At 70.5% G+C, this 26,614-nt stretch carries 20 protein-coding genes; 7 read left to right on the top strand and 13 right to left on the bottom strand.

The features are described from left to right. Window positions 1–298 precede the first annotated feature (298 nt). From KVT44_RS08760 to KVT44_RS08750, 3 genes are read left to right on the top strand one after another with little or no spacing between them, the layout of a single operon-like run. Window positions 299–1,450 (top strand): Gfo/Idh/MocA family protein, encoded by a 1,152-nt coding sequence (locus KVT44_RS08760; protein WP_217566608.1) that lies wholly within the window; start codon window positions 299–301, stop codon window positions 1,448–1,450. After that, window positions 1,447–2,601 carry a dihydrodipicolinate synthase family protein gene (locus KVT44_RS08755; RefSeq protein ID WP_217566607.1) on the top strand — a complete coding sequence of 385 codons (1,155 nt, stop codon included), beginning with the start codon at window positions 1,447–1,449 and terminating at the stop codon, window positions 2,599–2,601. Before KVT44_RS08760 ends, KVT44_RS08755 begins: the two co-directional genes overlap by 4 nt. Further along, entirely contained in the window at window positions 2,598–3,428 is an 831-nt protein-coding gene (locus KVT44_RS08750; RefSeq protein ID WP_217566606.1) for a sugar phosphate isomerase/epimerase, read from the top strand. Before KVT44_RS08755 ends, KVT44_RS08750 begins: the two co-directional genes overlap by 4 nt. Before the next feature lie 192 nt (window positions 3,429–3,620). On the opposite strand, the gene rbsD is transcribed toward KVT44_RS08750, so the two are convergent. The 6 genes from rbsD to KVT44_RS08720 form a co-directional block, all read right to left on the bottom strand. After that, window positions 3,621–4,010, bottom strand: coding sequence for a D-ribose pyranase (rbsD, locus tag KVT44_RS08745; RefSeq protein ID WP_099922547.1), 390 nt, complete (start codon window positions 4,008–4,010; stop codon window positions 3,621–3,623). After that, the gene (locus tag KVT44_RS08740; RefSeq protein WP_097225818.1) at window positions 4,007–4,906 is read right to left on the bottom strand and encodes a ribokinase; all 900 of its coding nucleotides are present in this window, start codon (window positions 4,904–4,906) and stop codon (window positions 4,007–4,009) included. Before KVT44_RS08740 ends, rbsD begins: the two co-directional genes overlap by 4 nt. A 99-nt stretch (window positions 4,907–5,005) precedes the next feature. Further along, on the bottom strand, window positions 5,006–6,958 hold the full coding sequence (locus KVT44_RS08735) for a substrate-binding domain-containing protein (RefSeq protein WP_217566605.1): 1,953 nt from the start codon (window positions 6,956–6,958) through the stop codon (window positions 5,006–5,008). Further along, window positions 6,948–8,492: a sugar ABC transporter ATP-binding protein gene (locus KVT44_RS08730; protein ID WP_217566604.1), complete on the bottom strand. Its 1,545-nt coding sequence runs from the start codon at window positions 8,490–8,492 to the stop codon at window positions 6,948–6,950. Before KVT44_RS08730 ends, KVT44_RS08735 begins: the two co-directional genes overlap by 11 nt. Then, window positions 8,489–9,523, bottom strand: a complete 1,035-nt coding sequence (locus KVT44_RS08725; protein WP_099922550.1) for a LacI family DNA-binding transcriptional regulator — start codon at window positions 9,521–9,523, stop codon at window positions 8,489–8,491. Before KVT44_RS08725 ends, KVT44_RS08730 begins: the two co-directional genes overlap by 4 nt. A 213-nt stretch (window positions 9,524–9,736) precedes the next feature. After that, entirely contained in the window at window positions 9,737–10,468 is a 732-nt protein-coding gene (locus tag KVT44_RS08720; RefSeq protein WP_217566603.1) for an SDR family oxidoreductase, read from the bottom strand. A gap of 279 nt (window positions 10,469–10,747) precedes the next feature. On the opposite strand from KVT44_RS08720, the gene KVT44_RS08715 reads away from it, so the two are divergent. Next, entirely contained in the window at window positions 10,748–13,012 is a 2,265-nt protein-coding gene (locus KVT44_RS08715) for an ATP-dependent RecD-like DNA helicase (RefSeq protein WP_099922552.1), read from the top strand. A 491-nt stretch (window positions 13,013–13,503) separates the two neighbouring features. Beyond that, complete coding sequence (locus KVT44_RS08710; protein WP_054231840.1) at window positions 13,504–14,793, top strand: citrate synthase; 1,290 nt, start codon at window positions 13,504–13,506, stop codon at window positions 14,791–14,793. A gap of 581 nt (window positions 14,794–15,374) precedes the next feature. Here the strand turns inward: KVT44_RS08710 and KVT44_RS08705 are convergent. From KVT44_RS08705 to KVT44_RS08690, 4 genes are all read right to left on the bottom strand, one after another. Next, on the bottom strand, window positions 15,375–17,678 hold the full coding sequence (locus tag KVT44_RS08705) for a cation-translocating P-type ATPase (protein ID WP_217566602.1): 2,304 nt from the start codon (window positions 17,676–17,678) through the stop codon (window positions 15,375–15,377). Between the two features lie 173 nt (window positions 17,679–17,851). Beyond that, window positions 17,852–18,091, bottom strand: a complete 240-nt coding sequence (locus KVT44_RS08700) for a heavy-metal-associated domain-containing protein (protein WP_054231838.1) — start codon at window positions 18,089–18,091, stop codon at window positions 17,852–17,854. Between the two features lie 64 nt (window positions 18,092–18,155). Beyond that, complete coding sequence (locus KVT44_RS08695) at window positions 18,156–19,106, bottom strand: PrsW family intramembrane metalloprotease (protein WP_217566601.1); 951 nt, start codon at window positions 19,104–19,106, stop codon at window positions 18,156–18,158. Window positions 19,107–19,259: 153 nt separating this feature from the next. Next, entirely contained in the window at window positions 19,260–19,943 is a 684-nt protein-coding gene (locus KVT44_RS08690; RefSeq protein WP_217566771.1) for a TetR/AcrR family transcriptional regulator, read from the bottom strand. Window positions 19,944–20,209: 266 nt separating this feature from the next. Between KVT44_RS08690 and KVT44_RS08685 the strand changes: the two genes are divergently transcribed. Together KVT44_RS08685 and KVT44_RS08680 are read left to right on the top strand one after the other, a co-directional pair. After that, window positions 20,210–22,720, top strand: coding sequence for an MMPL family transporter (locus KVT44_RS08685; RefSeq protein WP_254649133.1), 2,511 nt, complete (start codon window positions 20,210–20,212; stop codon window positions 22,718–22,720). A gap of 44 nt (window positions 22,721–22,764) precedes the next feature. Continuing rightward, entirely contained in the window at window positions 22,765–23,799 is a 1,035-nt protein-coding gene (locus KVT44_RS08680; protein ID WP_217566600.1) for a zinc-dependent alcohol dehydrogenase family protein, read from the top strand. Between the two features lie 107 nt (window positions 23,800–23,906). Here the strand turns inward: KVT44_RS08680 and KVT44_RS08675 are convergent, their stop codons facing one another. The 3 genes from KVT44_RS08675 to KVT44_RS08665 form a co-directional block, all read right to left on the bottom strand. Next, window positions 23,907–24,104 carry an AlpA family transcriptional regulator gene (locus KVT44_RS08675; protein ID WP_054231835.1) on the bottom strand — a complete coding sequence of 66 codons (198 nt, stop codon included), beginning with the start codon at window positions 24,102–24,104 and terminating at the stop codon, window positions 23,907–23,909. A gap of 407 nt (window positions 24,105–24,511) precedes the next feature. Beyond that, entirely contained in the window at window positions 24,512–25,510 is a 999-nt protein-coding gene (locus tag KVT44_RS08670; RefSeq protein WP_217566599.1) for an AraC family transcriptional regulator, read from the bottom strand. A 159-nt stretch (window positions 25,511–25,669) separates the two neighbouring features. After that, window positions 25,670–26,599, bottom strand: coding sequence for a sugar phosphate isomerase/epimerase (locus KVT44_RS08665; protein WP_217566598.1), 930 nt, complete (start codon window positions 26,597–26,599; stop codon window positions 25,670–25,672). Window positions 26,600–26,614: the final 15 nt, after the last annotated feature.

Raw genomic sequence — 26,614 nt, 5'->3', positions numbered from 1 at the left:
GTCCTCCGGTCACGCATCTCGTAGCACCTCATCGTGCTTCTCGTGCTCGCTGTGCTCTTTGGCCTGCCGTACCCGTCGTACCCGGCGTACCTGTCGTGCTCGTATTGCTCGTAGTGCTCCATCCGACCGTGCCACGCCCCCTACGTCCAGCCGTCCGGACGGTCGAACATCTCGTCGTCCGTATGGTCTTGTCCAATCGGCTCGACAGAGGCTAACTTCTTCTTGTGTAGAAAGCGCTTGCTGTCACGTTCACCAGTGGGGCGTACGCGGCGCGGAACCCGCGTACGAAGGGAATCACGTGACACGCAAGACGGTGCGAATCGCCATGAACGGCGTGACGGGGCGCATGGGCTACCGCCAGCACCTCGTCCGCTCGATTCTCGCCCTGCGCGACCAGGGCGGCCTCGACCTCGGCGACGGCACGGTGCTGTGGCCCGAGCCGGTCCTCCTCGGCCGCCGCGAGCACGCGCTGAAGGCGCTCGCCGAGCAGCACGGCCTGGAGCACTGGTCGACGGACGTGGACGAGGTCCTCGCCGACCCGACCGTGGACATCTACTTCGACGCCCAGGTGACCTCCGCCCGCGAGGAGGCCATCAAGAAGGCCATCGCGGCGGGCAAGCACATCTACACCGAGAAGCCCACCGCCACCGGCCTCGACGGCGCCCTGGAGCTGGCCCGCCTCGCCCACGAGAAGGGCATCAAGCACGGGGTCGTGCAGGACAAGCTCTTCCTCCCGGGGCTGCTGAAACTCAAGCGGCTCATCGACGGGGGCTTCTTCGGGCGGATCCTGTCCATCCGCGGGGAGTTCGGGTACTGGGTCTTCGAGGGCGACTGGCAGAGCGCCCAGCGGCCCTCCTGGAACTATCGCGCGGAGGACGGCGGCGGCATCGTCGTCGACATGTTCCCGCACTGGGAGTACGTGCTCCACGAGCTGTTCGGCCGGGTCACCTCCGTCCAGGCGCTCACCGCCACCCACATCCCGCAGCGCTGGGACGAGCAGGACAAGCCGTACGACGCCACGGCCGACGACGCCGCGTACGGCGTCTTCGAGCTGGAGGGCGGCGCCATCGCCCAGATCAACTCCTCCTGGGCGGTGCGCGTCAACCGCGACGAACTCGTCGAGTTCCAGGTCGACGGGACGGAGGGGTCGGCCGTCGCCGGTCTGCGCAACTGCCGCGTCCAGCACCGGTCCGCCACCCCCAAGCCGGTCTGGAACCCCGACATCCCGGCCACCTACTCCTTCCGTGACCAGTGGCAGGAGATCCCCGACAACGCCGAGTTCGACAACGGCTTCAAGGCGCAGTGGGAGCTGTTCCTGCGGCATGTGTACGCCGACGCCCCCTACCACTGGGACCTCCTCGCCGGCGCCCGCGGCGTCCAGCTCGCCGAACTGGGGCTGAAGTCCTCGGCCGAGGGCCGCCGTCTCGACGTGCCGGAGATCTCGCTGTGACCCTTCGACTGCCGGACACGAACGGCGCGTTGAGGGCCTATGAGCCGCGTGCCGTCCCGCTCGCCCTCACCACCGGCGCGCCCTTCACCTCCCGTACGGTCTTCTCGGCCGCGCACGTGGTCGCCGACCCGTTCGCGGACGTCTCGCCCGACTCGGCCGCCGCCGTCGACTGGGACGCCACCCTCGCCTTCCGCCGCCACCTGTGGTCCCACGGGCTCGGCGTCGCCGAGGCGATGGACACCGCGCAGCGCGGGATGGGCCTGGACTGGGCGGGCGCGGCGGAACTCATCCGCCGGTCCGCGGCGGAGGCGAAGGCGGTCGGGGGCCGTATCGCGTGCGGTGTCGGCACCGATCAGCTCACCGGTCCGGCATCCCTGGAGGAGGTGCGGACGGCGTACGAGGAGCAGCTCGCCCTCGTCGAGGAGTCGGGGGCGCAGGCCATCCTCATGGCCTCCCGGGCGCTGGCGGCGACCGCGAAGGGGCCCGAGGACTACCTGGAGGTCTATGGGCATCTGCTCCGCCAGGCGGCCGAGCCCGTGGTCCTGCACTGGCTCGGCCCCATGTTCGACCCCGCCCTGGAGGGCTACTGGGGGTCGGGCGACCTGGACGCGGCCACGGACGTGTTCCTGGAGGTCATCGCCGCCCACCCGGACAAGGTCGACGGCATCAAGGTCTCCCTCCTCGACGCCCAGCGCGAGGTCGACCTGCGCTGCCGCCTGCCGCAGGGCGTCCGCTGCTACACGGGCGACGACTTCAACTACCCCGAGCTGATCGCGGGCGACGAGCAGGGCTTCAGCCACGCCCTGCTCGGCATCTTCGATCCGCTGGGTCCGCTCGCGGCGGAGGCGGTACGGGTGCTCGACACCGGTGACGTGAAGGGCTTCCGTGAGCTTCTCGACCCCACCGTCGAGCTCTCCCGCCATCTCTTCGAGGCTCCGACCCGGTTCTACAAGACGGGCGTTGTCCTGCTGGCGTGGCTGGCCGGGCACCAGGAACACTTCACCATGGTCGGCGGGCTCCAGTCGGCCCGCTCGCTGCCGCACTTCGCGCGGGCGTACGAGCTGGCGGACACCCTGGGCCTGTTCCCGAACCCGGAGCTCGCCGAGGCCCGGATGAAGACCCTGCTGGCTCTGTACGGAGTGACCTCATGAGCCGTCTCGCCCGTTTCTCCATCAACCAGATGACGGTCAAGCAGCTGTCGATGCCCGAACTGGTCGAGTCCTGCCTCGAGCTGGGGATCCCGGGCGTCGGACTCTGGCGTGAACCCGTCCAGTCGTACGGCCTGGACGCCACCGCCAAACTCGTCCGCGACGCCGGTCTGGCCGTCACCACGCTCTGCCGTGGCGGCTTCTTCACGGCGATCGACCCGCAGGAGCGGGCCCGCGCCCTGGACGACAACCGTGCGGCCGTCGACGAGGCCGCGACCCTCGGCACCGACACCCTGGTTCTGGTCTCCGGGGGGCTGCCGGCCGGCTCGAAGGACCTGCACGGCGCGCGGGAGCGGATCGCCGACGCGCTGGGGGAGCTGGGCCCGTACGCCGCCGAGCGGGGCGTGCGGCTGGCCATCGAGCCCCTCCACCCCATGTACGCCGCGGACCGTTGTGTGGTGTCCACCCTCGCCCAGGCCCTGGACCTCGCGGAACGCTTCCCGGCGGACCAGGTGGGCGTCACCGTCGACACGTACCACATCTGGTGGGACGACACGGCTCCCGCCCAGATCGCCCGGGCGGGCGCCGGCGGCCGTATCCACACCTTCCAGCTCGCCGACTGGACGACTCCGCTGCCCGAGGGCGTCCTCAACGGCCGCGGTCAGATCGGCGACGGTTCGATCGACATGCGGGAGTGGCGGGGGTACGTCGAGGCGGCGGGATATTCCGGGCCGATCGAGGTCGAGCTGTTCAACGACGGGCTGTGGGCGCGGGACGGGCGGGAGGTGCTGGCGGAGACGGCGGCGCGGTTCGTGGAGCACGCCGGGTAGCCCCGCGATCTCCTGGAGCATCCCGAAAAAATCTCGGAAGGCCGTGCAACCCTTCCCCCACCCAGCGTGTCGTACTTGGCATCAGGACTTCTGGAGGGGGATCCGGGGGGATCGCGGGGGTTCTGATGTCGGAGGGGAAATCCGAGGGGCCTGGTCGACGGACCGGGCCCCTCGAAGCATGTCGAACACCAACTAGAAGAAGACCCCGCACCGCAGCAGCACATTCGCGTACGGCCGTGCCTCTCCCGTGCGGACAATCAGCTTCGCGCCCGCCGACAGCGACTTCAGTTCCTCGTGCGGGACCGTCGACAGCGTGGGGAAACGGGCGTCCAGCAGGGCCGTCGCCTCCGGGTTCGCCCCGCGGACCTCGTGCGCGGCCGTGGCGCCCTCCACCACGAGTTCCTCCAGCAGCCCGTCGAGCACCTCGGCGAAGGACGGCACCCCGGCCCGGAAGGCCAGGTCCACGACGCGCGGACCGGCGGGGATGGGCATCCCGGCATCGCAGACGAGCACCCCGTCCCCATGGCCCAGCTCGGCCAGCGCGCCCGACAGATGGCGGTTCAGGATTCCGGCCTTCTTCATAGCGACGCGACCTCTTCGGCCGTCGGGAAGGACTCCTGCGCGCCGGCGCGGGTGACCGCCGCCGCACCGACGCGGGCGGCGTACGCGGCCGCCTCGGCGAGCGGCTCGTCGAGCCCGAGCCGCCACGCCAGCGCCGCCGTGAACGCGTCCCCCGCGCCCGTCGTGTCCACCGTCTCCACCTTCACCGACGGCACCCGCGCGGCGCCCTCGGCGGAGGCCACCAGCGCGCCCCGCGCGCCCAGCGTGATCACCACCGAGCGCGGGCCGAGGGCGAGCAGGGCGGACGCCCAGTCCTCCGGGGAGTCCCCGAGATCCGTGCCGACGATCACCCGCGCCTCGTGCTCGTTCACGATCAGCGGATCGCAGGCCGCGAGCACCTCGGCGGGCAGCGCGCGCGGCGGCGACGGGTTCAGTACGAAACGGCTGCCGGGAGCGAGATTCCGTACGACCTCCACGACCGTCTCCAACGGGATCTCCAGCTGCGCCGAGACCACGCGGGAGGCCGCCAGGAGGTTTCCGGCGGACCGCACGTCCTCGGGTGTGAGGCGGCCGTTGGCACCGGGCGAGACCACGATGCTGTTGTCCCCGGAGGGGTCCACCGTGATGAGCGCGACCCCGGTCGGCGCCCCGCCGACGAGCACGCCCGCCGTGTCGACCCCGGCCGCCCGCTGCGAGTCGAGCAGCAGCCGCCCGTGCGCGTCGTCGCCGACCCGGGCCAGCAGCGCCGTACGGGCTCCGAGGCGGCCGGCGGCGACCGCCTGGTTGGCGCCCTTGCCGCCCGGGTGGACGACGAGGTCGGAGCCGAGCACCGTCTCGCCGGCCGCGGGCCGCCGCTCGACCCCGATCACCAGGTCGGCGTTGGCCGATCCCACGACCAGCAGGTCGTAGTCGTACATGAACTTTCTCCCTATGAAGGTGAGTCGAAGCAACGGGGCGAGCCGCCCGGCGGCGCGCGGAGGTCGTCCGCGCCGCGCTGGCCGGGCGGCCCGCTCAGGTCATCCGCCGAAGCCGGTCACATTCTCCTTCGTGACCACCTTCACCGGCACCATCACCGTCTTCTCGACCTTCTTGCCCTCGGCGGCGTTCAGCGCGTTCTCCACCGCGATCCGGCCGAGTTCCGTCGGCTGCTGGGCCACGGACGCGTACATCGTGCCGTCCTTGACCGCCTTCAGGCCGTCCGGTTCGCCGTCGAAGCCGATGACCGAGACCGACGTGCCGGCCTTGGAGCCGAGCGCCTTGACCGCGCCGAGCGCCATCTCGTCGTTCTCGGCGAAGACGCCCTGGATGTCGGGGTGCGCCTGCAGCAGGTTCGTCATCACGTCGAGGCCCTTGGTGCGGTCGAAGTCCGCGGGCTGCCGGGCGACGACCTCGATGCCCGGGTAGGCCTTCAGACCCTCGGCGAAGCCCGCGCCGCGTTCACGGCTCGCGGACGTTCCGGCCAGGCCCTGCAGGATCACGATCTTGCCCTTGCCGCCCAGCTTCTCGGCCATCGCCTTGGCGCCGAGCTTGCCGCCCGCGATGTTGTCGGAGGCGACCAGCGCGGCCGTGTCGGCCTTGTTCACGCCCCGGTCCACGCCGACGACGGGGATGCCGGCCTTGTTCGCGGAGCGGACCGCAGGGCCCGCCGCGTCCGAGTCCACCGGATTGACGATGATCGAACCGAGTCCCGAACTGGTGAAGTTCTGGAGCTGGTTGGCCTGCTGCGAGGCGTCGTTCTGCGCGTCCGTGACCGTCAGGTCCACGCCGAGCTTCTTCGCCTCCTGCTGGGCACCGGACTTGATCTGTACGAAGAACGGGTTGTTCAGGGTGGAGAGGGACAGGCCCACCTTCTTCGTCGCCGACGAGGAGGAGCCGTTGTGCAGGAAGGACATCGCACCGACGACGGCCGCCGCGACCACGGCCGCGATGATGTACGTCGCGGCCTGCTTGCCCCTGCCGCCCGGCGCACCCGTCCCGGCGGCCACCGGAGTCGCCCCGGCCTTGCGCCGCAGCGTGTCCAGCAGCACCGCCAGCGCGATCACGACACCGATGACGACCTGCTGCCAGAAGGCGGAGACGGAGAGCAGGTTCAGACCGTTGCGGAGCACCGCGAGGATCAGTGCGCCGATCAGCGTGCCGGACGCCTTGCCGGTGCCGCCCGCCAGGGAGGCGCCGCCGATGACGACCGCGGCGATCGCGTCCAGCTCGTAGCCCTGCGCGGCCTGCGGCTGCGCGGAGGAGAGCCGGGAGGCGAGCACGATGCCCGCGGCGGCCGCGAAGAGGCCCGACAGGGCGTAGATCGCGAGCTTCTGCTTCTTCACCCGCAGACCCGAGAGGCGCGCGGCCTCCTCGTTGCCGCCGATCGCGTACATGGAGCGGCCGATGTAGGTACGGCCCAGGATCAGGGCGGTGATCAGGCCCATGACGACCATCACCAGGACCGGGACCGGCAGCCAGCCGCCGAGGGTGTCACCGAGGTGCGAGACCGATTCGGGGAAGGCGATCGGCGAGCCCTGCGAGATCACCAGGGACAGACCGCGGCCCACCGACAGCATGGCGAGCGTCGCGATGAACGGCGGCAGCTTCCCGTAGGAGATCAGGACGCCGTTGACCAGGCCGCACGCTATGCCGGTCGCGACCGCGAGGATCACCGCGATCCAGACCGGGACACCCTGGGAGGTCGCCATCCAGGCCAGGACGGTGGCGGACAGCGCGGCGACCGAGCCGACCGACAGGTCGATGCCCGCCGAGACGATCACGAAGGTCACACCGAAGGCGAGGATGGCGGTCACGGCCGCCTGGACGCCGATGTTGAGCAGGTTGTCCGTCGTCAGGAAGTCGCCGGACAGCGCCGACATCGCGATGACGAGGGCGATGAGCGCGGTGAGCGCCCCGTTGTCGAGCAGAAGGCGGCGGACCGCCGAGGCGCCACTCGCGCCCGTAGTGCTCTTGAGCGTGTCAGTGGCCACGGGAGCCCTCCACAGCGGTAACAGAATTGGTGGTCGGTGTGCTGACGGCGAGTGCCATCACGGAGTCCTGGGTCGCCTCGTCGGCGGACAGTTCGCCCGCGATCCGGCCCTGGGCCATCACCAGCACCCGGTCGCTCATGCCGAGCACCTCGGGCAGATCGCTGGAGATCATCAGGACGGCCGCGCCGGCGGCCGTCAGTTCGTTGACGAGCTGGTAGATCTCGACCTTGGCGCCGACGTCGATGCCACGGGTCGGCTCGTCGAGGATCAGCACCTTGGTGTCGGCCAGCAGCCACTTGCCGATGACGACCTTCTGCTGGTTGCCGCCGGAGAGTGTGCGCACGTGCTGGCCGAGACCGGCCATCCGGACGCCGAGCTGCTCGGCGATCCGCGCGGCGGCCGTCCGCTGGCCCTTGAGGTCGACGAGCCCGCCATGGGTCGCCGCCCGCATGGTGACCAGGCCGAGGTTCTCCTCGACGGAGGCGTCCAGGAGCAGCCCCTGGCCCTTGCGGTCCTCGGGGATGAGCCCGATCCCGGCCGCCATCGCCGCGTTCACGTCGTGCCGCCGCAACGCGGAACCGGCGACCTTGACGGCCCCCTTGTCGTACGGATCGGCCCCGAAGACCGCTCGTACGACCTCCGTGCGCCCGGCCCCCACGAGCCCCGCGATACCGACGACCTCACCGGCCCGCACCTCGAAACTCACGTCGTGGAAGACCCCGTCACGGGTCAGCCCCTCGACGGTCAGCAGGGCGCCCCCGGAGCCGTCGTCAGCAGTGGCCCGCACGCGTGGATACTGCTGCTCGATCGACCGTCCCACCATGAGCCGTACGAGCTCGTCCTCGGTGGTGGAGGCCGGGACCTGCCCGACGCTCTTGCCGTCCCGGATGACGGTGACCCGGTCCCCCAGGGCGGCGATCTCCTCCAGGTGGTGCGTGATGAAGACGATGCCGACACCGTCCTCGCGCAGCCGGCGCACGATGGAGAAGAGTTTTTCGACCTCTTCGGAGGTGAGCACCGCGGTGGGCTCGTCCATGATCAGCACGCGGGCGTTCAGGCTCAGCGCCTTCGCGATCTCGACCATCTGGAGACGCGCGATACCGAGTTCACGCACCCGCGCGCGCGGGGAGACGTTGACACCCACCCGCTCCAGCAGCTCGGCGGCCTCGGCCTCCATCCTCTTCCGGTCGATCAGCCCGTAGCGGCGCGGCTGCCGCCCCAGGAAGATGTTCTCGGCGACCGTCAGATCGGGAACGAGGTTGAACTCCTGGTAGATGGTCGCGATCCCGAGGCGCTCGGAGTCCTGCGCGCCGTGGACGCGCACCTCCTCGCCGTCGACGAGGACGCGCCCGGAGTCGGGCTGGTAGGCGCCCGAGAGCATCTTGATGAGCGTGCTCTTGCCGGCACCGTTCTCGCCGAGCAGCACATGCACCTCGCCGCGGCGCAGATCGAAGTCGACGCTGTCGAGCGCGACCACGCCGGGGAAGGTCTTTCGGATGCCCTCGATGCGCAGCAACTCGTCCTGGTTGCTCACGACTTACTCCTGTTCGTTACGGGGGAGTGCGGGGTGGGGGCCGGTTCGCCGCACGAGCGGCGGACGACGAGACGGGCGGCGAGGGTGACCGACTGCGGGGGCCGCCCCTCGATCCGGTCGACGAGCGCGCGTACGGCGGCCCGCCCCAGCTCGCCGGTCGGCTGGGCCACCGCGGTGATCGGCGGATCGGTGTGCACGAACCACGGGATGTCGTCGAACGCCGCGAGCGCGATGTCCTCGGGAACCCGCAGCCCGCGCGCGCGGATCGCGTCCAGCGCGCCGAGCGCCATCAGGTTGTCGGCGGCGAAGACGACCTCGGGCGGCTCGGGCAGGTCGAGGAAGCCCTCGGTGACCCGCCGTCCGCTCTCGGCCTGGAAGTCGCCCTGGCCTATGTAGGCGTCCGGGAGCGGCAGTCCGTGCTCGGCCATGGCCTCCCGGAAGGCCTCGACGCGCTCGCTGCCGGTGGTGGTCGCCGCGGGCCCGGCGATGATCGCGAGCCGGCGGTGTCCGAGCCCGTGCAGATGCGCCACGAGATCCCGGACCGCCGTCCGGCCGTCCGCCCGTACGACGGGCACGTCCACGCCCGGGATCCAGCGGTCCACGAAGACCATCGGCGTCCCCGCGCGCGCGGCGTCCAGCATCCCGGGGGAGCCGCCGTCGGCGGGGGAGACGAGCAGTCCGTCGATCCGCCGGTCCAGCAGGGTCCGTACGTGGTGGTCCTGGAGGTCCGGCCGTTCGTCGGCGTTGCCGATGATCACGCTGTAGCCGAGGGCGCGGGCCTCCTCCTCGACGGAGCGGGCCAGCTCGGTGAAGTACGGGTTGAGTACGTCGCTGATGACCAGGCCGAGGGTGCGGGTCTGGTCGGTGCGCAGGGAGCGGGCGACGGCGTTCGGGCGGTAGCCCAGGTTCTGTACGGCGGCCAGCACGCGGGTGCGTGCGTCTTCGCTGACCGACGGATGATCGTTCAGGACGCGCGAGACCGTGGCGACGGATACGCCGGCCTCGGCGGCAACGTCCTTGATGCTCGCCATCGCCGCTCCACCTCCTCGTGGAATCGATTACACGGAGGATTGGAATCGATTACACGAGCATTAATCAAGACCTCAACCACATGCCGAGACCGGATCGTGATGAACCGCGCTCGGATGAGCGGTGTGAGGTGGGGGCGGGGTGGGGGGTGGAGCACGGGGTGGAGCGGGGGGTGGAGCACTCGCCCCTTGCGGATCGCGGGTGCTCCTGTGGGGCTACTTCAGCCAGTCGGTGTAGTGCGTGGGGGCGATGCGGGCGCCCTTCTTGGTGGTGAGGACGTCGCCGTGGGCCGCGGCGAACATGCCGGCGGTGTCGTCGACGGTCACCGAGCGTTCGTCGCCCTTGAAGTCGAGGGTGATCCGACCCAGCTCGTCCAGCGGGTAGGTGTCGGGTCCGCCGACCTCGAGGGTGCCGCCCAGGGGTGATCCGGCCGCGACCTCGGCGACGGTCGCCGCGACGTCCGCCGCGGCGATCGGCTGGATGGGGGTGCGGGGCAGGCGGACGGTGTCGCCGTCGGCGGTCCAGGACAGGACGGCGTCGACGAACTCCATGAACTGGGTGGCGCGGACGATGGAGTACGGGACGGGGCCGGCCTTGAGGATGTCTTCCTGGAGGGTCTTGGCGCGGTAGTAGTCGAGCTCCGGCACCTGGTCGGTGCCGACGATGGACAGGATGACGAAGTGTCCGACGCCCGCGCGCTGGGCCGCGGCCAGGAGGTGGTCCATCGAGGTCCGGAAGAACGCGGCGGAGGTGTCGTCGAAGGTCGGGGAGTTGGTCAGGTTGACGACCACGTCGGCGCCGGCCAGCGCCGCGTCCACGCCCTGACCGGTGAGGACGTCGACCCCGGTGGACAGTGAGTGCGGCACCGCCTCGTGTCCGGCCGCGTTCAGGTTCCGCACGACCTGTGACCCGATCAGTCCGGTCCCGCCGATGACTGCGAACTTCATGAGGCGTCCTGCCCTTCACTCGTTGACACTCGTCGATCATTGTCCGTTATGAATCCTATGTATCTTTTAGGGTGATTCTGTGTCGTGCTGACTTCGATGGAAGAACCGGTGCCGGACTCGTCCAGTCGGTCCAGGGCGAGGCGGGCGGCGCACTGGCCGGCATCAGTGGCCGGCTGAACGGCAGCGAGGTACAGGTCCGCCCGCCGCCGTCTGCTGCTCTCTGCCGCTGCTGTCCGCCGCGGCGCCCCGGCTGTCAGTCGTCACAGGTACCTTCGGATCATGTCCAATCAGGCGGAGAACCGGCAGGTGCAACTGGCGGTTGTCGAGGGCGTGCTCGAGCGGATCACTTACGCCAACGAGGAGAACGGGTACACGGTCGCGAGAGTGGACACCGGCCGCGGCGCCGGGGATCTGCTCACCGTCGTGGGCGCACTTCTCGGCGCCCAGGTGGGCGAGTCGCTCCGGATGGAGGGCCGTTGGGGCTCCCACCCGCAGTACGGCAAGCAGTTCACGGTGGAGAACTACACGACCGTCCTGCCCGCCACCGTCCAGGGCATCCGCCGCTACCTCGGCTCCGGTCTGGTCAAGGGCATCGGCCCGATCTTCGCCGACCGCATCACCCAGCACTTCGGGCTGGACACGCTCCAGATCATCGAGGAGGAGCCCAAGCGCCTCATCGAGGTCCCCGGCCTAGGCCCCAAGCGCACCAAGAAGATCGCCGACGCCTGGGAGGAGCAGAAGGCGATCAAGGAGGTCATGCTCTTCCTCCAGACCGTCGAGGTGTCGACGTCGATCGCGGTGCGCATCTACAAGAAGTACGGCGACGCGTCGATCTCGGTCGTCAAGAACCAGCCCTACCGCCTGGCCGCCGACGTCTGGGGCATCGGCTTCCTCACCGCGGACAAGATCGCCCAGTCCGTCGGCATCCCGCACGACAGCCCCGAGCGCGTCAAGGCGGGCCTCCAGTACGCCCTGTCGCAGTCCGCCGACCAGGGCCACTGCTTCCTTCCCGAGGAGCAGCTGATCGCCGACGCGGTGAAGCTGCTCCAGGTGGACACGGGCCTGGTCATCGAATGCCTGGCGGAACTGGCGGAGCCGACCGAGGACGAGGACGAGCCCGGTGGCGTACGGGAGCCGGGCGTCGTACGCGAGAAGGTCCCCGGTCCCGACGGCGGCCCGGACACGGTCACGGCCGTCTATCTGGTCCCCTTCCACCGCGCCGAACTCTCCCTCTCGGCCCAGCTGTTGCGCCTCCTGCGCACCACCGAGGACCGGATGCCCGGTTTCCACGACGTGGCCTGGGACAAGGCGCTGACCTGGCTGAAGGGGCGTACGGGCGCGGAGTTGGCACCGGGGCAGGAGGAGGCCGTCCGGCTGGCGCTGACCAAGAAGGTCGCGGTGCTCACCGGGGGCCCCGGCTGCGGCAAGTCGTTCACGGTCCGCTCGATCGTGGAGCTGGCGCGCGCCAAGCGGGCGAAGGTGGTGCTCGCGGCGCCGACGGGCCGTGCCGCCAAGCGACTCGCCGAGCTGACCGGAGCGGACGCCTCCACCGTGCACCGGCTCCTGGAGCTCAAGCCGGGCGGGGATGCGGCGTACGACAAGGACCGGCCGCTGGACGCCGACCTGGTGGTCGTGGACGAGGCCTCCATGCTCGATCTCCTGCTCGCCAACAAGCTGGTCAAGGCGGTGCCGCCGGGCGCCCACCTGCTGTTCGTCGGGGACGTCGACCAACTCCCCAGCGTCGGCGCCGGCGAGGTCCTGCGCGACCTGCTCGCCGACCGGAGCCCGATCCCCTCCGTCCGTCTGACCCAGGTCTTCCGCCAGGCCCAGCAGTCCGGAGTGGTGACGAACGCGCACCGGATCAACTCCGGGCAGCATCCCGTCACCGACGGCATGAAGGATTTCTTCCTCTTCGTCGAGGACGAGACCGAGGAGGCCGGACGGCTCACCGTGGACGTGGCGGCACGGCGGATTCCCGCCAAGTTCGGGCTCGACCCGCGCCGGGACATCCAGGTGCTGGCGCCCATGCACCGCGGCCCGGCGGGTGCGGGCACCCTCAACGGCCTGTTGCAGCAGGCGATTACGCCAGGCCGCCCCGACCTCCCCGAAAAACGCTTCGGTGGCCGGGTCTTCCGGGTCGGCGACAAGGTGACACAAATCCGCAACAACTACGAAAAAGGGGAGAACGGCGTCTTCAACGGCACCGTGGGCGTGGTGACCTCGCTCGACTCCGAGGAGCAGCGTCTGACGGTGCTGACGGACGAGGACGAGGAGGTTCCCTACGACTTCGACGAACTCGACGAGCTGGCCCACGCGTACGCGGTGACGATCCACCGCTCCCAGGGCAGTGAGTACCCCGCGGTGGTGATTCCGGTCACCACCGGCGCGTGGATGATGCTCCAGCGCAATCTGCTCTACACGGCGGTCACCCGGGCCAAGAAGCTCGTCGTCCTGGTGGGCTCCCGCAAGGCGATCGGCCAGGCGGTCCGCACGGTGTCGGCGGGCCGCCGCTGCACGTCCCTCGCGTACCGCCTCGCCACGTGACCGACGTCCCTCGCCCCCGCCGCCCCTACCCGTCCCATCCCCACTTGGGGGCTCCGCCCCCAGACCCCCGATCGCCCTGAAGATGCGCGCAGCGCCCCTTCAGGGCGCGGGGAACTGCGCGACCAGCCCCCGCCGGCCCGCAGTTGAAAAGGATGCCCAACGGGGTCCGGGGCGGAGCCCCGGGGGATGGGAACGGGTAGGGGCGGCGGGGGCGAGAGACTCGCCCGGCACCGCTGAACGGCCCCTGAGCGACCGCGCCCACCCATCCCCACCGCGGGCATCACAAAAAATGATCGATCAAATGAGTCGCAAAGGTCACACAGCACTTCCGGAACCAGGGCGAAGGGGGGCAGGATGAGCAGGTTGGCGGCACTGAGTGCCGCCAATAGGCCCAATGGTCGACCCCGAGTGCACTCTCCAGGGCCAAATGGGGGATGGTAGAGACAGTCAGGGCACCTCGAAGAAGAGGCACAACGTCGGTGAGGGATGACGTGAGCGACAACTCTGTAGTACTGCGGTACGGCGATGGCGAGTACACCTACCCGGTGATCGACAGCACCGTCGGCGACAAGGGCTTCGACATCGGGAAGCTCCGCGCCCAGACCGGGCTGGTGACGCTGGACAGCGGGTACGGCAACACCGCCGCGTATAAATCCGCGATCACCTACCTCGACGGTGAGCAGGGCATCCTCCGGTACCGCGGCTACCCGATCGAGCAGCTGGCCGAGCGCTCCACCTTCCTTGAGGTGGCCTCTCTGCTGATCAACGGTGAGCTGCCGAACGTGGACGAGCTCTCCACCTTCAAGAACGAGATCACGCAGCACACCCTGCTGCACGAGGACGTCAAGCGCTTCTTCCAGGGCTTCCCGCGCGACGCCCACCCGATGGCGATGCTGTCGTCGGTGGTCAGTGCCCTGTCGACGTTCTACCAGGACAGCCACAACCCGTTCGACGAGAAGCAGCGTCACCTTTCGACGATCCGCCTTCTCGCCAAGCTTCCGACGATCGCGGCGTACGCCTACAAGAAGTCGATCGGTCACCCCTTCGTCTACCCGCGCAACGACCTCGGGTACGTCGAGAACTTCCTGCGCATGACCTTCTCGGTCCCCGCGCAGGACTACGAGCTCGACCCGGTCGTCGTCGCCGCGCTCGACAAGCTGCTCATCCTGCACGCCGACCACGAGCAGAACTGTTCGACCTCCACCGTGCGCCTGGTGGGCTCGTCGCAGGCGAACATGTTCGCGTCGATCTCCGCCGGCATCAGCGCGCTGTGGGGCCCCCTGCACGGTGGCGCCAACCAGTCCGTGCTGGAGATGCTGGAGGGCATCCAGGCCTCCGGCGGCGACGTCGACTCCTTCATCCGCAAGGTGAAGAACAAGGAGGACGGCGTCCGCCTGATGGGCTTCGGCCACCGCGTCTACAAGAACTTCGACCCCCGGGCGAAGATCATCAAGGCGGCGGCGCACGACGTCCTCTCGGCGCTCGGCAAGTCCGACGAGCTGCTGGACATCGCGCTCAAGCTGGAGGAGCACGCGCTCTCCGACGACTACTTCGTCTCGCGCAGCCTCTACCCGAACGTGGACTTCTACACCGGTCTGATCTACCGCGCCATGGGCTTCCCGACCGAGATGTTCACGGTCCTGTTCGCCCTCGGCCGCCTCCCGGGCTGGATCGCCCAGTGGCACGAGATGATCAAGGAGCCCGGCTCCCGCATCGGCCGCCCGCGCCAGATCTACACGGGCGTCGTCGAGCGCGACTTCGTCCCGGTCGAGGCCCGCTAGGCCCAGGTCACTCCCAAGAAAAACGGAAAGCGCCCTGCTACCGGTCCCCCCACGGGCCGGCAGTCAGGGCGCTTTCCTTGTCCCGGTGCGGATTCCCCCCACGGGATCCGGCCGGGCGTCTGTGGGACAGCGCCTGAATCGCTGCGAGCGTGCTGACGCGTTGCTCCCGGCCGACCGGGCTGACCGGACCGGCCGTGAGCAAAACGAGCAAAACTCTCTGTACTACTGCGGTGCTGATGTACTGCTGGGGTGCGGTCTGCCGGGACCCGTACCGACGGGAGGGCCGCTCAAAGCTCCCCGCTGCACGTGCCCCGGCAACGCAGTTCCGGGAACGTCCCCCAAGACATCCCCAGATGTCAGAGACGCCCCCCAAGACGTCTCCGGCATCGCCAACTTAGACTCACGAACCCCTTCGATGGTTACGTTCGCATCACTGTGATCTGCGTCTCTTGCGTATGTCCTGAAGATGCGCAAGAGACTGATATGGCAAATCGAGACCCAAGCGTAAGGAAGATGCGCGAGCCTTGTGAAGAGCTTATGTGAGGCTCCCGTTGGACTCTAGGGGGACTCTTACTCCGTCGTCATGAGAATGTCCTGAGTCGAAGGCTGTTCGTCACCACGAACACCGACGAGAAGGCCATCGCGGCCCCCGCGATCATCGGGTTGAGGAGTCCGGCCGCGGCGAGCGGCAGCGCCGCCACGTTGTATCCGAACGCCCACACCAGGTTCCCCTTGATCGTGGACAGGGTCTTGCGGGACAGCCGGATCGCGTCCGCCGCCACTCGCAGATCCCCCCGGACCAGCGTCAGGTCGCTCGCCTCGATCGCCGCGTCCGTGCCCGTCCCCATCGCGAGACCGAGGTCGGCGGTGGCGAGGGCCGCCGCGTCGTTCACCCCGTCGCCGACCATCGCCACGGTCCGCCCCTCGCTCTGGAGGCGCTTGACGACGGCGACCTTGTCCTCGGGCAGCACCTCGGCGATCACATCCCCGGGGTCGATGCCGACGGCACGCGCCACGGACCGGGCGACCGCCTGGTTGTCCCCGGTGAGCAGGACCGGTGTGAGCCCCAGGCCGCGCAGCGCGCGCACCGCCTCGGCGCTGGTCTCCTTGATCGCGTCGGCGACGGTTACGACACCGAGTGCCACCCCGTCCCGGGTGACCACGACGGCCGTACGTCCCTCCGTCTGTGCCTCGGCCTTGGCGCGGGCCAGCGCCTCCGGGAGCTCGCCTTCGTGGAGCCGTCCCACCTGGACGTCGTGACCCTCCACGCGCCCGCGTACGCCAAGTCCGGGGACGTTCTCGAAGTGCTCCACCGGGGGAAGGGCGCCAGTCCGCTCCTGAGCGCCCGCGGCGATCGCCCGGGCCACCGGATGCTCGGATGCGTGCTCCAGGGCACCTGCGAGCCGCAGGAGCTCCTTCTCGTCGGTGTCGGCGACGACGTACACCTCCCGCAGTGTCATCCGCCCCGTCGTCACCGTGCCGGTCTTGTCCAGGACGACCGTGTCGACGCGGCGCGTGGACTCCAGGACCTCGGGGCCCTTGATGAGGATGCCGAGTTGAGCGCCGCGACCCGTGCCGACCATCAGGGCGGTCGGGGTCGCGAGGCCGAGGGCGCAGGGGCAGGCGATGATCAGCACCGCGACGGCCGCGGTGAAGGCGGCGACCGTGTCGCCGGTGACGCCGAGCCACACCGCGAAGGTGCCGAGCGCGATCACCAGCACCACCGGCACGAAGATCCCGGAGATCCGGTCGGCGAGGCGCTGCACCTCGGCCTTGCCGTTCTGCGCGTCCTCGACGAGTCGGGCCATCCGCGCGAGTTGGGTGTCGGCGCCGACCCGGGTCGCCTCGACGACGAGCCGTCCGCCGGCGTTCACGGTCGCGCCGGTGACGCCGGAACCCACCGTCACGTCCACCGGCACCGACTCGCCCGTCAGCATGGCGGCGTCGACGGCGGAGGAACCCTCCACCACCGTCCCGTCGGTGGCGATCTTCTCGCCGGGCCGTACGACGAAGCGGTCGCCCGTCGCCATCCGCGCGACCGGGATACGGACCTCACGGCCGTCCCGTAGCACCGCGACGTCCTTGGCCCCCAGCTCCATCAGCGCCCGCAGCGCGGCTCCGGCCCGCCGCTTGGAGCGGGCCTCCAGATAGCGGCCCAGCAGGATGAAGGCGACGACACCCGCGGCGACTTCCAGATAGATCGTCGACGACCCCTCAGTACGCGAGACGGTGAGGTCGAACCCGTGCCGCATGCCCGGCATGCCCGCGTGCCCCCAGAACAGCGCCCACAGGGACCAGCCGAACGCGGCGAGCGTGCCGACCGAGACGAGGGTGTCCATGGTGGCCGCGCCGTGCCGCGCGTTGGTGAACGCGGCCCGGTGGAAGGGCAGCGCGCCCCAGACCACGACGGGCGCGGCGAGGGTCAGCGAGAGCCACTGCCAGTTGTCGAACTGCAGCGCCGGGACCATCGACATCAGGACGACGGGGAGGGCGAGCAGGGTCGACACGACGAGCCGTTCGCGCAGGGAGGCGAGTTCGGGGTCCTCGTCGGCGCCGACGGCGTCGGTGGCCCGTTCCGGCGTTTCGAGGCGCGGCGGCGGGGGTTCCTCGGCCGTGTATCCCGTCTTCACGACGGTGGCGATGAGGTCGGCGACCTGTACCCCCACCGGGTACGAGACCTTCGCCTTCTCCGTCGCGAAGTTGACCGTGGCGGTGACGCCGTCCATGCGGTTGAGCTTCTTCTCGACGCGGGCCGCGCAGGAGGCGCAGGTCATTCCGCCGATGGTGAGCTCCACCTCCGACGGCGCGGCTGTCGCGGTGATCGGGGTGGTCGCGGTGGTCTGGACCGTCTCGGCTATGGCCGGCTCGGGTGCTGCGGTGGTCATGGTCGGGCTCCAGGGAATGAGCCGGGCCGTACGGAGCCAGTATCAGCTGGTCGGTACGGCCCGGTGTGGAGAGCTGCGTGAAGTGCTGGGTGGTGCGGGGTGAACGGGTGATGCGCGTGATACGGGGAACTGGAAGGCGCGGGGGAGCGACTGCTGAGTGCGAGGCCGGTGACTCAGGCCTTGCCGGCGAGCTCGAAGCCCGCCTCGTCGACGGCGGCGCGCACGGCCTCCTCGTCGAGCGGCGCCGCGGAGACCACGGTCACCTCGCCGGTGGCGGCGACGGCCTTGACCGAGGTGACCCCGGGGATCTCGGAGATCTCGCCGGAGACGGAGCCCTCACAATGCCCGCAGCTCATTCCGCTCACCTGGTAGACGGTCGTGACGGAACCCGGGGTGTCGGTCTGCGTGGTCATGGCGTACTCCTCGTCGAGGCGTGTTGGGTTCGGGTGACTTGCTCAGGTGACCAACACTATACCCCTAGGGGGTATTTCTCCAAGCAAAGTCGCGGCGTGTCAGCGAACGCACCCAGCCGACCCCCGCGAGCGCGACGATGATCAGGCCACCCACCGAGAACAGCGTGAAGAGATGTTTCTGCTCGTCGGTGGGCCCCTGCAGGTGCCCCAGTCCGAACAGCGTCCGGTCGAGCCCCGTCGTGGTCAGCCGCGCGACCAGCCAGAGCGCGATGCCGTGTGTCGAGTCCCACAGGGCGTGCAGCAGCGACACGCCGACATAGGTGCCCGCCACCGGGCCGGCGTACTGGAAGCGCCCGTGCGGGTGGCGGTACGTGAGCAGCACCGCTCCCGTGATCGCCGTCCACAGGCCGTGCCCGAAGGGGGTGAGCAGCCCGCGCAGGATCTCCGTCTCCAGCAGTGCGGGCAGATCCAGTCCCTTGAGGGAGACGGCGGCGTTGAACGCGTACCCCGCGCTCTCCAGCGCCGCGAAGCCGAAGCCGACGCTCGCGCCGAGCACGAGACCGGCCCGCAGTCCCCGGAGCCGGGGGTGGCGGCGCAGGACGAACGCCAGTGCGGTCAGCTTCGCCGCCTCCTCGATCAGTCCGACGCCGACGCACCTCGACAGCGAGGGGTGGAGCAGGTGGTTCTCCATCACCGACGCGCCCAGCACCCCGAGTGTCCCGCCCGTCAGGAAGCAGCCGAGGATCACCTGGACGCCGAGGTCGCGGCCGTGGCGCTCGTACGCCCAGAGTGTGAAGACGACGGGCACCAGGAAGCTGCCGAGCAGGATCAGGGTGGGCAGCAGCGTGGTGTTCCTCGTCGTGTACGTGACGATCGCCGTCAGCGTCCAGAGCGCGAGCCCGCCGCCCAGGCAGCGTCGCCACAGTCCGGTGCGGATCTGGGGGTACGACGGCGGGGGCTGCTGGGGTCCGGGAATGCGGGCCCGGGGCGCACCGGGCGGCTGATTCTGGGTCACGGCTTGCCCCTTGGGCTCGGTCTGATTTATCCGAACCTTATGGCACATGTCCGCTATGTCGCAGTATGGGGTACTCCGCCGTGACCGGGGTGCGAGTGGCCGCGTTCGACGGCCGGGTCGCCGTGTGCGGTCAGGGGGTTGGGCCGAGCGTGGTCAGGAGGTTGGGGCCGTGAACTCCGCGGGGTCGGCGGTGAGGTCCGCCGGGGTGAGTGTCCTGTCGCGGATCAGCGGCTCCAGGTAGCGGAGCAGGACGTCCTTCAACTCTCGGATGTACGCCTCGCGCTCGGCTCCCTGGTTCGAGAGGACCAGCTCCAGGCCGGCCTTGTAGATGCCCAGGCACACGTGCGCGACGCGCGTGACCTCGGTGGCGGGCGCGTCGGACATGAGGGAGGAGAGCAGCCCCTCTATCCGCGAGATCAGGGTCGCGTGCAGGGCGTCGTGCTCCTCGGCGATCCGGCCCGGGATGTCGGGGCCGTGCATCAGCGCGAAGAACACGGGGTGGTCGCAGTTGAAGGCGATGAACCGGTCGACCGCGGCGCCCACGGCCTCCTCCAGCGGGGTCGTGGGGTCGACCGGGGCCAGTGCCTCGCCGTACGTGTCGCGCATCTCGTGCATGAGCCGGTCGCCCAGCTCGATCGCGATGGCCTCTTTGTTCGGGAAGAACTGGTACAGCGTGCCCGGTGAGACGCCCGCCTCGCGGGCGATGGCGTTGGTGCTGGCGGCGGTGTAGCCGGTGGTGCAGAAGACGGAGGCGGCGGCCTCCAGCAGCTGGGCGATCCTGCGCTCACCGCGGGCCTGCCGTCGGCGGGGCCGCTCGTCGACGGTCTGCGCGTCGATGGTCTGCGCGTCGGCGGTCTGTGTGTCGACGGTGTGCCTGTCGGCGGTCCGCTGCGTCTCGGGCTTGTCGGGCACGAGTTATCCCCAGCTCTCCGAACGTGATTGACAAACACGAGCGGTCGCTCGCATTCTAGTGAAACGCGAGCGATCTCTCGTGTTTGCCATTCTATGGCAATGGTCGACCCCTGCCGCCTGCGCACATGACCGGATGGTTGGACGGACGCCGCCGCGCGGACAGGGGGTCATGGTGAAGGGGACACCGCACGATGACCGAAGTCAACAGCGCGGATGACGGCCACGGGAGCGGCGCGGGGCGCGGGAGGGGCGCGAGCGTCGACGCGAGCGCGGGCGACGAGCCGCAGGTGGGCGGAGGCCCGTCGGAGAGCGGAAGTCCGCCGGGGAAGAGCGGTCCGCGGGCGGGTGGCGGCCGACGGGTGAGCGACGGCCGAGGGGTGAGCGACGGTCAGCGGGTGAGTGGTGGTCCGCGAACCGGTCGCGGTGTCCGGGTCGGTGGCTGGACCCGGTTCGTGACCGCGCGCCCCCGGCTCTCCCTGTTCGTCGCGCTGCTGCTCACCGCGCTCGCCGTGGTCGCCGGCAGTGGGGTCGCCGACCGGCTGGGCAGCGGCGGCTGGCAGGACCCGACCGCCGAGTCGACGTACGCGACCAAGGCGCTGGAGCGGGAGTTCCCCGCCTCGCAGCCCAATCTGCTGCTCCTGGTCGACTCGGGGCGTGCCACGGTCGACGCTCCCTCGGTCGCGGCCGAGGCGAAGCGGCTCGCGGCGCGGCTCGCCGGCGAGCGGGGTGTCACGGGGGTCGGTTCGTACTGGGCGTCGGGCGCACCGGCGCTGAAGGCGAAGGACGGCCACGAGGCGCTGATCGCCGCGCGGATCACGGGCGACGAGAAGACGGCGAGCGAGACCCTGGACCGCTTGGCGCCCTCCTACCGAGGGGCGCACGGGCCGGTCGAGGTCAGGGTCGGCGGCCCGGTCGCGGTGCAGCACGAGATGCAGACGACCATCCGCGAGGACCTGACCCGGGCCGAGATGATCGCCCTGCCGGTGACCCTCGTGCTGCTGGTGATGGTCTTCGGCAGCGCGATCGCGGCCCTGCTGCCGCTCGGCGTGGGCATCGTCGCGATCCTGGGCACGAACGCGGTACTGCGCGGCCTCACCGAGTTCACCGACGTCTCGGTCTTCGCGATGAACCTCACCACGGCCTTGGGACTCGGCCTCGCCATCGACTACGCCCTGTTCATCGTCCGCAGGTTCCGCGAGGAGCTGGCCAAGGGCGCCGTGCCTTCCCCGAGCTCTCCAGCGCGTTCGAGCCGGGAAGACGCCATCAGGGCCATCGCCACGACCCTGCGCACCGCGGGCCGCACGGTCCTCTTCTCCTCCCTCACGGTCGCCGTCTCCCTGGCCGCGATGCTGCTCTTCCCGCAGTACTTCCTGCGTTCCTTCGCCTACGCGGGCATCGCCGTGGTGCTGCTGGCCGCGGCCGCCGCCCTGGTCCTGCTCCCGGCGGCGCTGGTGCTGCTCGGCCACCGGGTGAACTCGCTGGATCTGCGCCGCCTGTTCCGGCGCGGAAGGCCGGCGGCGAGCGCGGACGGGGCCGCCTGGGGGCGCATGGCCGCACTCGTCATGCGCAGGGCGCCGGTCTTCGCCGTCGCCACCACCGTCGGGCTGATCGTGCTCGGACTGCCCTTCCTGGGCGTGAAGTTCGGCACCGCGGACGACCGTCAGCTGCCCTCGGGCGCCGAGTCCCACGTCGTCCAGCAGCACATACGGGACGGCTTCCCGGGCAGCCCCGGTGGTGCCCTGGAGGTGCTCGCGGAGGGCCGGGCGACCGAGGCCCAGTACACGGCCTACAAGGACCGGATCGCCGCGCTGCCCGAGGTGCTGCGGGTGGACGGGCCCCTGGCGCAGGGCGACTCGGCCTACTTCACGGTGCTGCCGAAGGGCGAGGCCGTCGGCGACGGAGCCCAGCGGCTGGTGCGCGAACTGCGGTCGACGCAGGCCCCGTTCGACACGGCGGTGACCGGTACGGCGGCGGTCCTGGTCGACTCCAAACACGCGATAGCCGACCGGCTCCCCTGGGCCGCGGGCTTCATAGCGATCGTCACCCTGCTCCTGGTCTTCCTCCTCACCGGCAGCGTGCTGATCCCGATCCAGGCGGTGCTGCTCAACGCGCTCAGCCTGACGGCGATGTTCGGCGCGGTGGTCTGGGTCTTCCAGGACGGCCATCTGTCGGGCCTGCTCGGCTTCACCAGCCCAGGATCGATAGAGACGACGCTCCCCGTCCTCATGTTCTGCGTCGCCTTCGGTCTCTCCATGGACTACGGAGTCTTCCTGCTCTCCCGGATAAAGGAGGAGTACGACCACACGGGCGACCACCGGGAGGCGGTCCGCTTCGGCCTCCAGCGCACCGGCGGACTGATCACCGCGGCCGCGGTCATCCTCGCCGTGGTGATGGTCGCGATCGGCACCTCACGCGTGACCAACACCAAGATGCTCGGCCTGGGTATCGCGCTCGCCGTGCTGATGGACGCGATGGTCGTCCGCAGTCTGCTGGTCCCGGCGGTCATGCGCCTCACGGGCCGCGCGACCTGGTGGGCACCAGGGCCGCTGCGGCGCTTCCACGACCGGTTCGGACTGAGCGAGGGCGAGGCGGAGCCGGACGGCCCCCGGCAGGCGGACGACCGGGAGCACGACAGGGAGCACGACAGGGAGGGCGGCAGGGAGGACGACCGGGAGCGGGACAAGGTCGAGACGCGCGGATAGCGTTCGCCCCGGAAGGGTGATCTTCGGGCGGAGGGGCCAGACGGATGCGGGCAGTGGTGTTCGAGCGGTACGAGGAGCCGGCCGAGGTGCGCGAGGTGGCGGACCCGGTGCCCGCGGAGCACGGGGTGGTGGTGCGGGTCGAGGCCACCGGGCTGTGCCGCAGCGACTGGCACGGCTGGATGGGGCACGACCCGGACATCACACTGCCGCATGTGCCGGGCCACGAACTCGCGGGGACCGTCGAGGCGGTCGGTGCGCGGGTGACCGGCTGGCGCCCCGGCGACCGGGTCACCGTCCCGTTCGTCTGCGCCTGCGGGACGTGTCCCTCCTGCGCGGCGGGTGACCAGCAGGTGTGCGAGCGGCAGACCCAGCCGGGGTTCACCCACTGGGGTTCCTTCGCCCAGTACGTGGCACTCGACCACGCCGAGGTGAACCTGGTGGCGGTGCCGGACGAGCTGTCCTTCGCGACGGCGGCGTCGCTGGGCTGCCGGTTCGCCACGGCGTTCCGCGCGGTGGTCGCGCAGGGCCGGGTGGCGGCGGGGGAGTGGGTCGCGGTGCACGGCTGCGGAGGCGTGGGACTGTCGGCGGTGATGATCGCGGCGGCGGCCGGGGCGCGGGTCGTGGCCGTGGACCTCGCACCCCAGGCCCTGGACCTGGCACGGAAGTTCGGCGCGGTGGAGGTCGTGGACGCCTCGCGGGTCGGGGACACGGCGGCGGCGGTCCGGGAACTGACCGGCGGCGGTGCCCACCTCTCCCTCGACGCGCTCGGCTCCCCGGTCACCTGTGCGGCCTCGGTGAACGGCCTGCGCCGCCGGGGGCGCCACGTCCAGGTCGGTCTGCTGCCCGAGGACCCCGCGGTTCCGATGGCCCGGGTGATCGGCCTTGAACTCGAACTCCTGGGCAGCCACGGCATGCAGGCACACGCCTACCCCCGCATGCTCGAACTGGTCCGCGCCGGGGTGCTCCGCCCCGACCTCCTGGTCACCTCCACCATCCCGCTGGACGCGGTCCCCGCGGCCCTGGCGGCGATGGGGACGGCGCCGGGGGCGGGGGTGACGGTCATCGAACCGTGGAGCTGAGCCCGGACAGGGGCTGTGCCCCGCACCGGGCGAGGGGCGGGGCACAGCGCGTGGGCGCGGCGAGTGGGCACCGTGAGTGCGTGTGGCGAGCGGGGCGGGGCCCGTGGTCAGTCTCTTCGACCGCGGTTACCGGGGCGGGAGGCAACCCAGGCGCGGACGGTGTCCGCGTACCAGTAGGGCTTCCCGCTCTCCACGTGGTCGGGCGGCGGCAGCAGTCCGTGCTTGCGGTACGACCGCACGGTGTCCGGCTGCACCTTGATGTGCGCCGCGATCTCCTTGTACGACCAGAGCCTACGGTCGGTCATGAGTGGCACCTCCCTGCGCGCGTCGCGGCGGCGGCCGGGGGGTGGCCATCGGGGGAGCCGGGCGCTGCGCTGGCGATCACAAAGCCTGCGCTCGTTGAACGACACAGAGTGACCGCAGGGCAGGGCCTGTTGGCCGGGTGTGACACAAGACCTGCGTACACGCGACATGTGTGACAGGGCGGTGGTTTTTGTGACACGCGTGACGCATTCGCGCCGAGGGGACCGTAGAGCCGAGGAGACCGTCGAGACGTATGCGCGGCGGGGGGCCGGTGGCGGGCCGGGTGCGTCGTGCGTACGTGAGCGGTGGGTCGGACCCACTCCAGGTCCGGCCCACCAGCTCCCCGCATCCCCCTCGGAAGCCGTCCGCGTCCCCCCGTCGGATCAGCCGCCGGATGTTCAGCCTGCAATCAACGGAGCCCACCGGTCTTGGAAAAAATCGCACCCCGGTCACTTTGATCGCTCCGGTCGGGGGAGAGCACCAGGCTGGTCGCCTCCCCGGCCATCCGATCGGCCCCCGGCGGACCGGGCCGTGGAACGGGCTGAACTCCGCGGGCCGCCGTGAACTCCCGCGGTGTGCACCCCGTCATCGCCCGGAACTCGCCGCTGAGGTGGGCCTGGTCGTAGAACCCGCAGGCCACCGCCGTCTCCGCCTGTGAGCGTCCCGCGGCGAGCAGCCGCCGGGCCCGTTCCAGGCGCAGCACCCGGGCCGCCGCCTTGGGGCCGAGCCCGATCTGCTCCCGGAAACGATTCTCCAACTGCCGTACGCTCCAGCCGACGTCCTCGGCGAGCCGGGCCACCGGCATCGCGCCCCAGGTCCGTTGCAGCTGCGCCCACGCCCGCACCACCCGTGCCGAACCGGGCGTCCCCGCCGAGCGCCAGCGCACGAGGACGTCGTCCAGCAGTTCGAAGCGTTCCGGCCATCCCGGCAACGCGGCCAGCGCGGCGGAGAGTTCACCGACGCTCCGCAGCCGGGGCCCGCCCGGGCCCGCGTCCCGCGAGCCCAGTCCATGCGGGAGTTCGTCGGGATCCAGGGTGCGGTCGGCGAGTTCGTACTGCGGTGTGCCGAAGAGGGTGAACGCGGCCCAGGGGGCGAGCAGCACCTCGATGCCCGCCAGCCGTCCGTCGTGTTCGCCGACGGCCGCGGTGGTGGCCGGTCCCGAGAACACCGACCTGAGGGTGACGGGGGGACGGCCCACGCGTGAGATGCGCAGGGGCTGTTCGAAGCCCAGCAACAGGGTCGCCGCGCCGATCGGCGCCTCCAGCCTGCGCCGCGGCCGGTCGAGCGCGAGCCGGATCCCGCGGTAGCTGATCACCCCGGGCCGCAGTCGTGGATGCGGCCGTGCGAGGGCCGTCTCCCAGGCACCGCCGGGACCGTGCCCCGCCCGCGAGACGATTCGCGTCACCATCGGCCCTCCCGCCGCCGCCCGCACCCGGGGAACCCCCATGGTGCAACGCGGCACGGCGACGCCGGAAGGCCCGCCGAGCCCCGGGCTCTCGACGGGCCCCACGGCTCCCCGCGGAGGGTCAGGCTCCGCGGGACACTATGAAGCGGTCACGCCGGACGGTCAGGCTCCGCAGGACCTCAGGAACGCCCGGGTGCGCTGGGCGATCGGCAGCGGCTTGTCCGGCGGGCACGGGTACATGTCCTGCTCGACGATGGCGAAGAGTTCGACGTCGAGCTTCTGGGCGGCGGCGAGGACGGGCTCGAGCGCCGGTACGCCGGACGGCGGTTCGCACATCACGCCCTTGGCCACGGCGGGCCCGAACGGCACCTCGTTCGCCCGCACCTCGGCCAGGACCAGCGGATCCACCTGCTTGAGGTGGAGGTAGCCGATGCGCTCCCCGTAGGTCTCGATGAGCTTGACGCTGTCGCCGCCGCAGTACGCGTAGTGGCCGGTGTCCAGGCACAGCGACACCAGGGAGGAGTCGGTCGCGTCGAGGAAACGCGTGACGTTCTCCTCGCTGTCGATGTGCGTGTCCGCGTGCGGGTGGACGACGATCTTCAGCCCGTAGCGCTCCCGCACCTCATGGGCGAGCCGCTCGGTCTGAGCGGTCAGATTGCGCCACTGCGTCGGCGTCAGCGCGCTGTCCTCCAGTACCGCGCCCGTCTTGTCGTCCCGCCAGAACGCCGGGATGACGACGAGGTGCTCGGCGCCCATCGCCTGGGTGAGCGCGGCGATGTCCGAGACGTGCGCCCAGGTGGCGTCCCACACCTCGGGACCCCGGTGCAGCCCGGTGAAGACGGTGCCGGCCGACACGGTGAGCCCGCGCCGCGCGGTCTCCTCCTTGAGCACCGCCGGATCCGTGGGCAGGTAACCGTAGGGGCCCAGCTCGATCCACTCGTACCCGGACTGGGAGACCTCGTCGAGGAAGCGCTGCCAGGGGACCTGCTGAGGGTCGTCGGGGAACCAGACGCCCCAGGAGTCCGGAGCCGAACCGATCCGGATGCGGGACAGTGAGGACTGAGGTGATGCCTGCGGTGACAACGACGTCATGGGCGTCAGCTTCGG

The organism is Streptomyces sp. GbtcB7 (genome assembly GCF_019091445.1).
Classification (GTDB): domain Bacteria; phylum Actinomycetota; class Actinomycetes; order Streptomycetales; family Streptomycetaceae; genus Streptomyces; species Streptomyces mirabilis.
This window is presented reverse-complemented; position numbering and strand designations above follow the sequence as displayed.

Bases quoted from the DNA above. Each gene is read 5' to 3' on its own strand.
- KVT44_RS08750 (WP_217566606.1), top strand. From the start codon at position 2,598: ATGAGCCGTCTCGCCCGTTTCTCCATCAACCAGATGACGGTCAAGCAG.
- rbsD (WP_099922547.1), bottom strand. From the start codon at position 4,010: ATGAAGAAGGCCGGAATCCTGAACCGCCATCTGTCGGGCGCGCTGGCC.
- KVT44_RS08740 (WP_097225818.1), bottom strand. From the start codon at position 4,906: ATGTACGACTACGACCTGCTGGTCGTGGGATCGGCCAACGCCGACCTG.
- KVT44_RS08725 (WP_099922550.1), bottom strand. From the start codon at position 9,523: ATGGCGAGCATCAAGGACGTTGCCGCCGAGGCCGGCGTATCCGTCGCC.
- KVT44_RS08720 (WP_217566603.1), bottom strand. From the start codon at position 10,468: ATGAAGTTCGCAGTCATCGGCGGGACCGGACTGATCGGGTCACAGGTC.
- KVT44_RS08715 (WP_099922552.1), top strand. From the start codon at position 10,748: ATGTCCAATCAGGCGGAGAACCGGCAGGTGCAACTGGCGGTTGTCGAG.
- KVT44_RS08705 (WP_217566602.1), bottom strand. From the start codon at position 17,678: ATGACCACCGCAGCACCCGAGCCGGCCATAGCCGAGACGGTCCAGACC.
- KVT44_RS08700 (WP_054231838.1), bottom strand. From the start codon at position 18,091: ATGACCACGCAGACCGACACCCCGGGTTCCGTCACGACCGTCTACCAG.
- KVT44_RS08685 (WP_254649133.1), top strand. From the start codon at position 20,210: ATGACCGAAGTCAACAGCGCGGATGACGGCCACGGGAGCGGCGCGGGG.
- KVT44_RS08680 (WP_217566600.1), top strand. From the start codon at position 22,765: ATGCGGGCAGTGGTGTTCGAGCGGTACGAGGAGCCGGCCGAGGTGCGC.
- KVT44_RS08675 (WP_054231835.1), bottom strand. From the start codon at position 24,104: ATGACCGACCGTAGGCTCTGGTCGTACAAGGAGATCGCGGCGCACATC.
- KVT44_RS08670 (WP_217566599.1), bottom strand. From the start codon at position 25,510: ATGGTGACGCGAATCGTCTCGCGGGCGGGGCACGGTCCCGGCGGTGCC.
- KVT44_RS08665 (WP_217566598.1), bottom strand. From the start codon at position 26,599: ATGACGTCGTTGTCACCGCAGGCATCACCTCAGTCCTCACTGTCCCGC.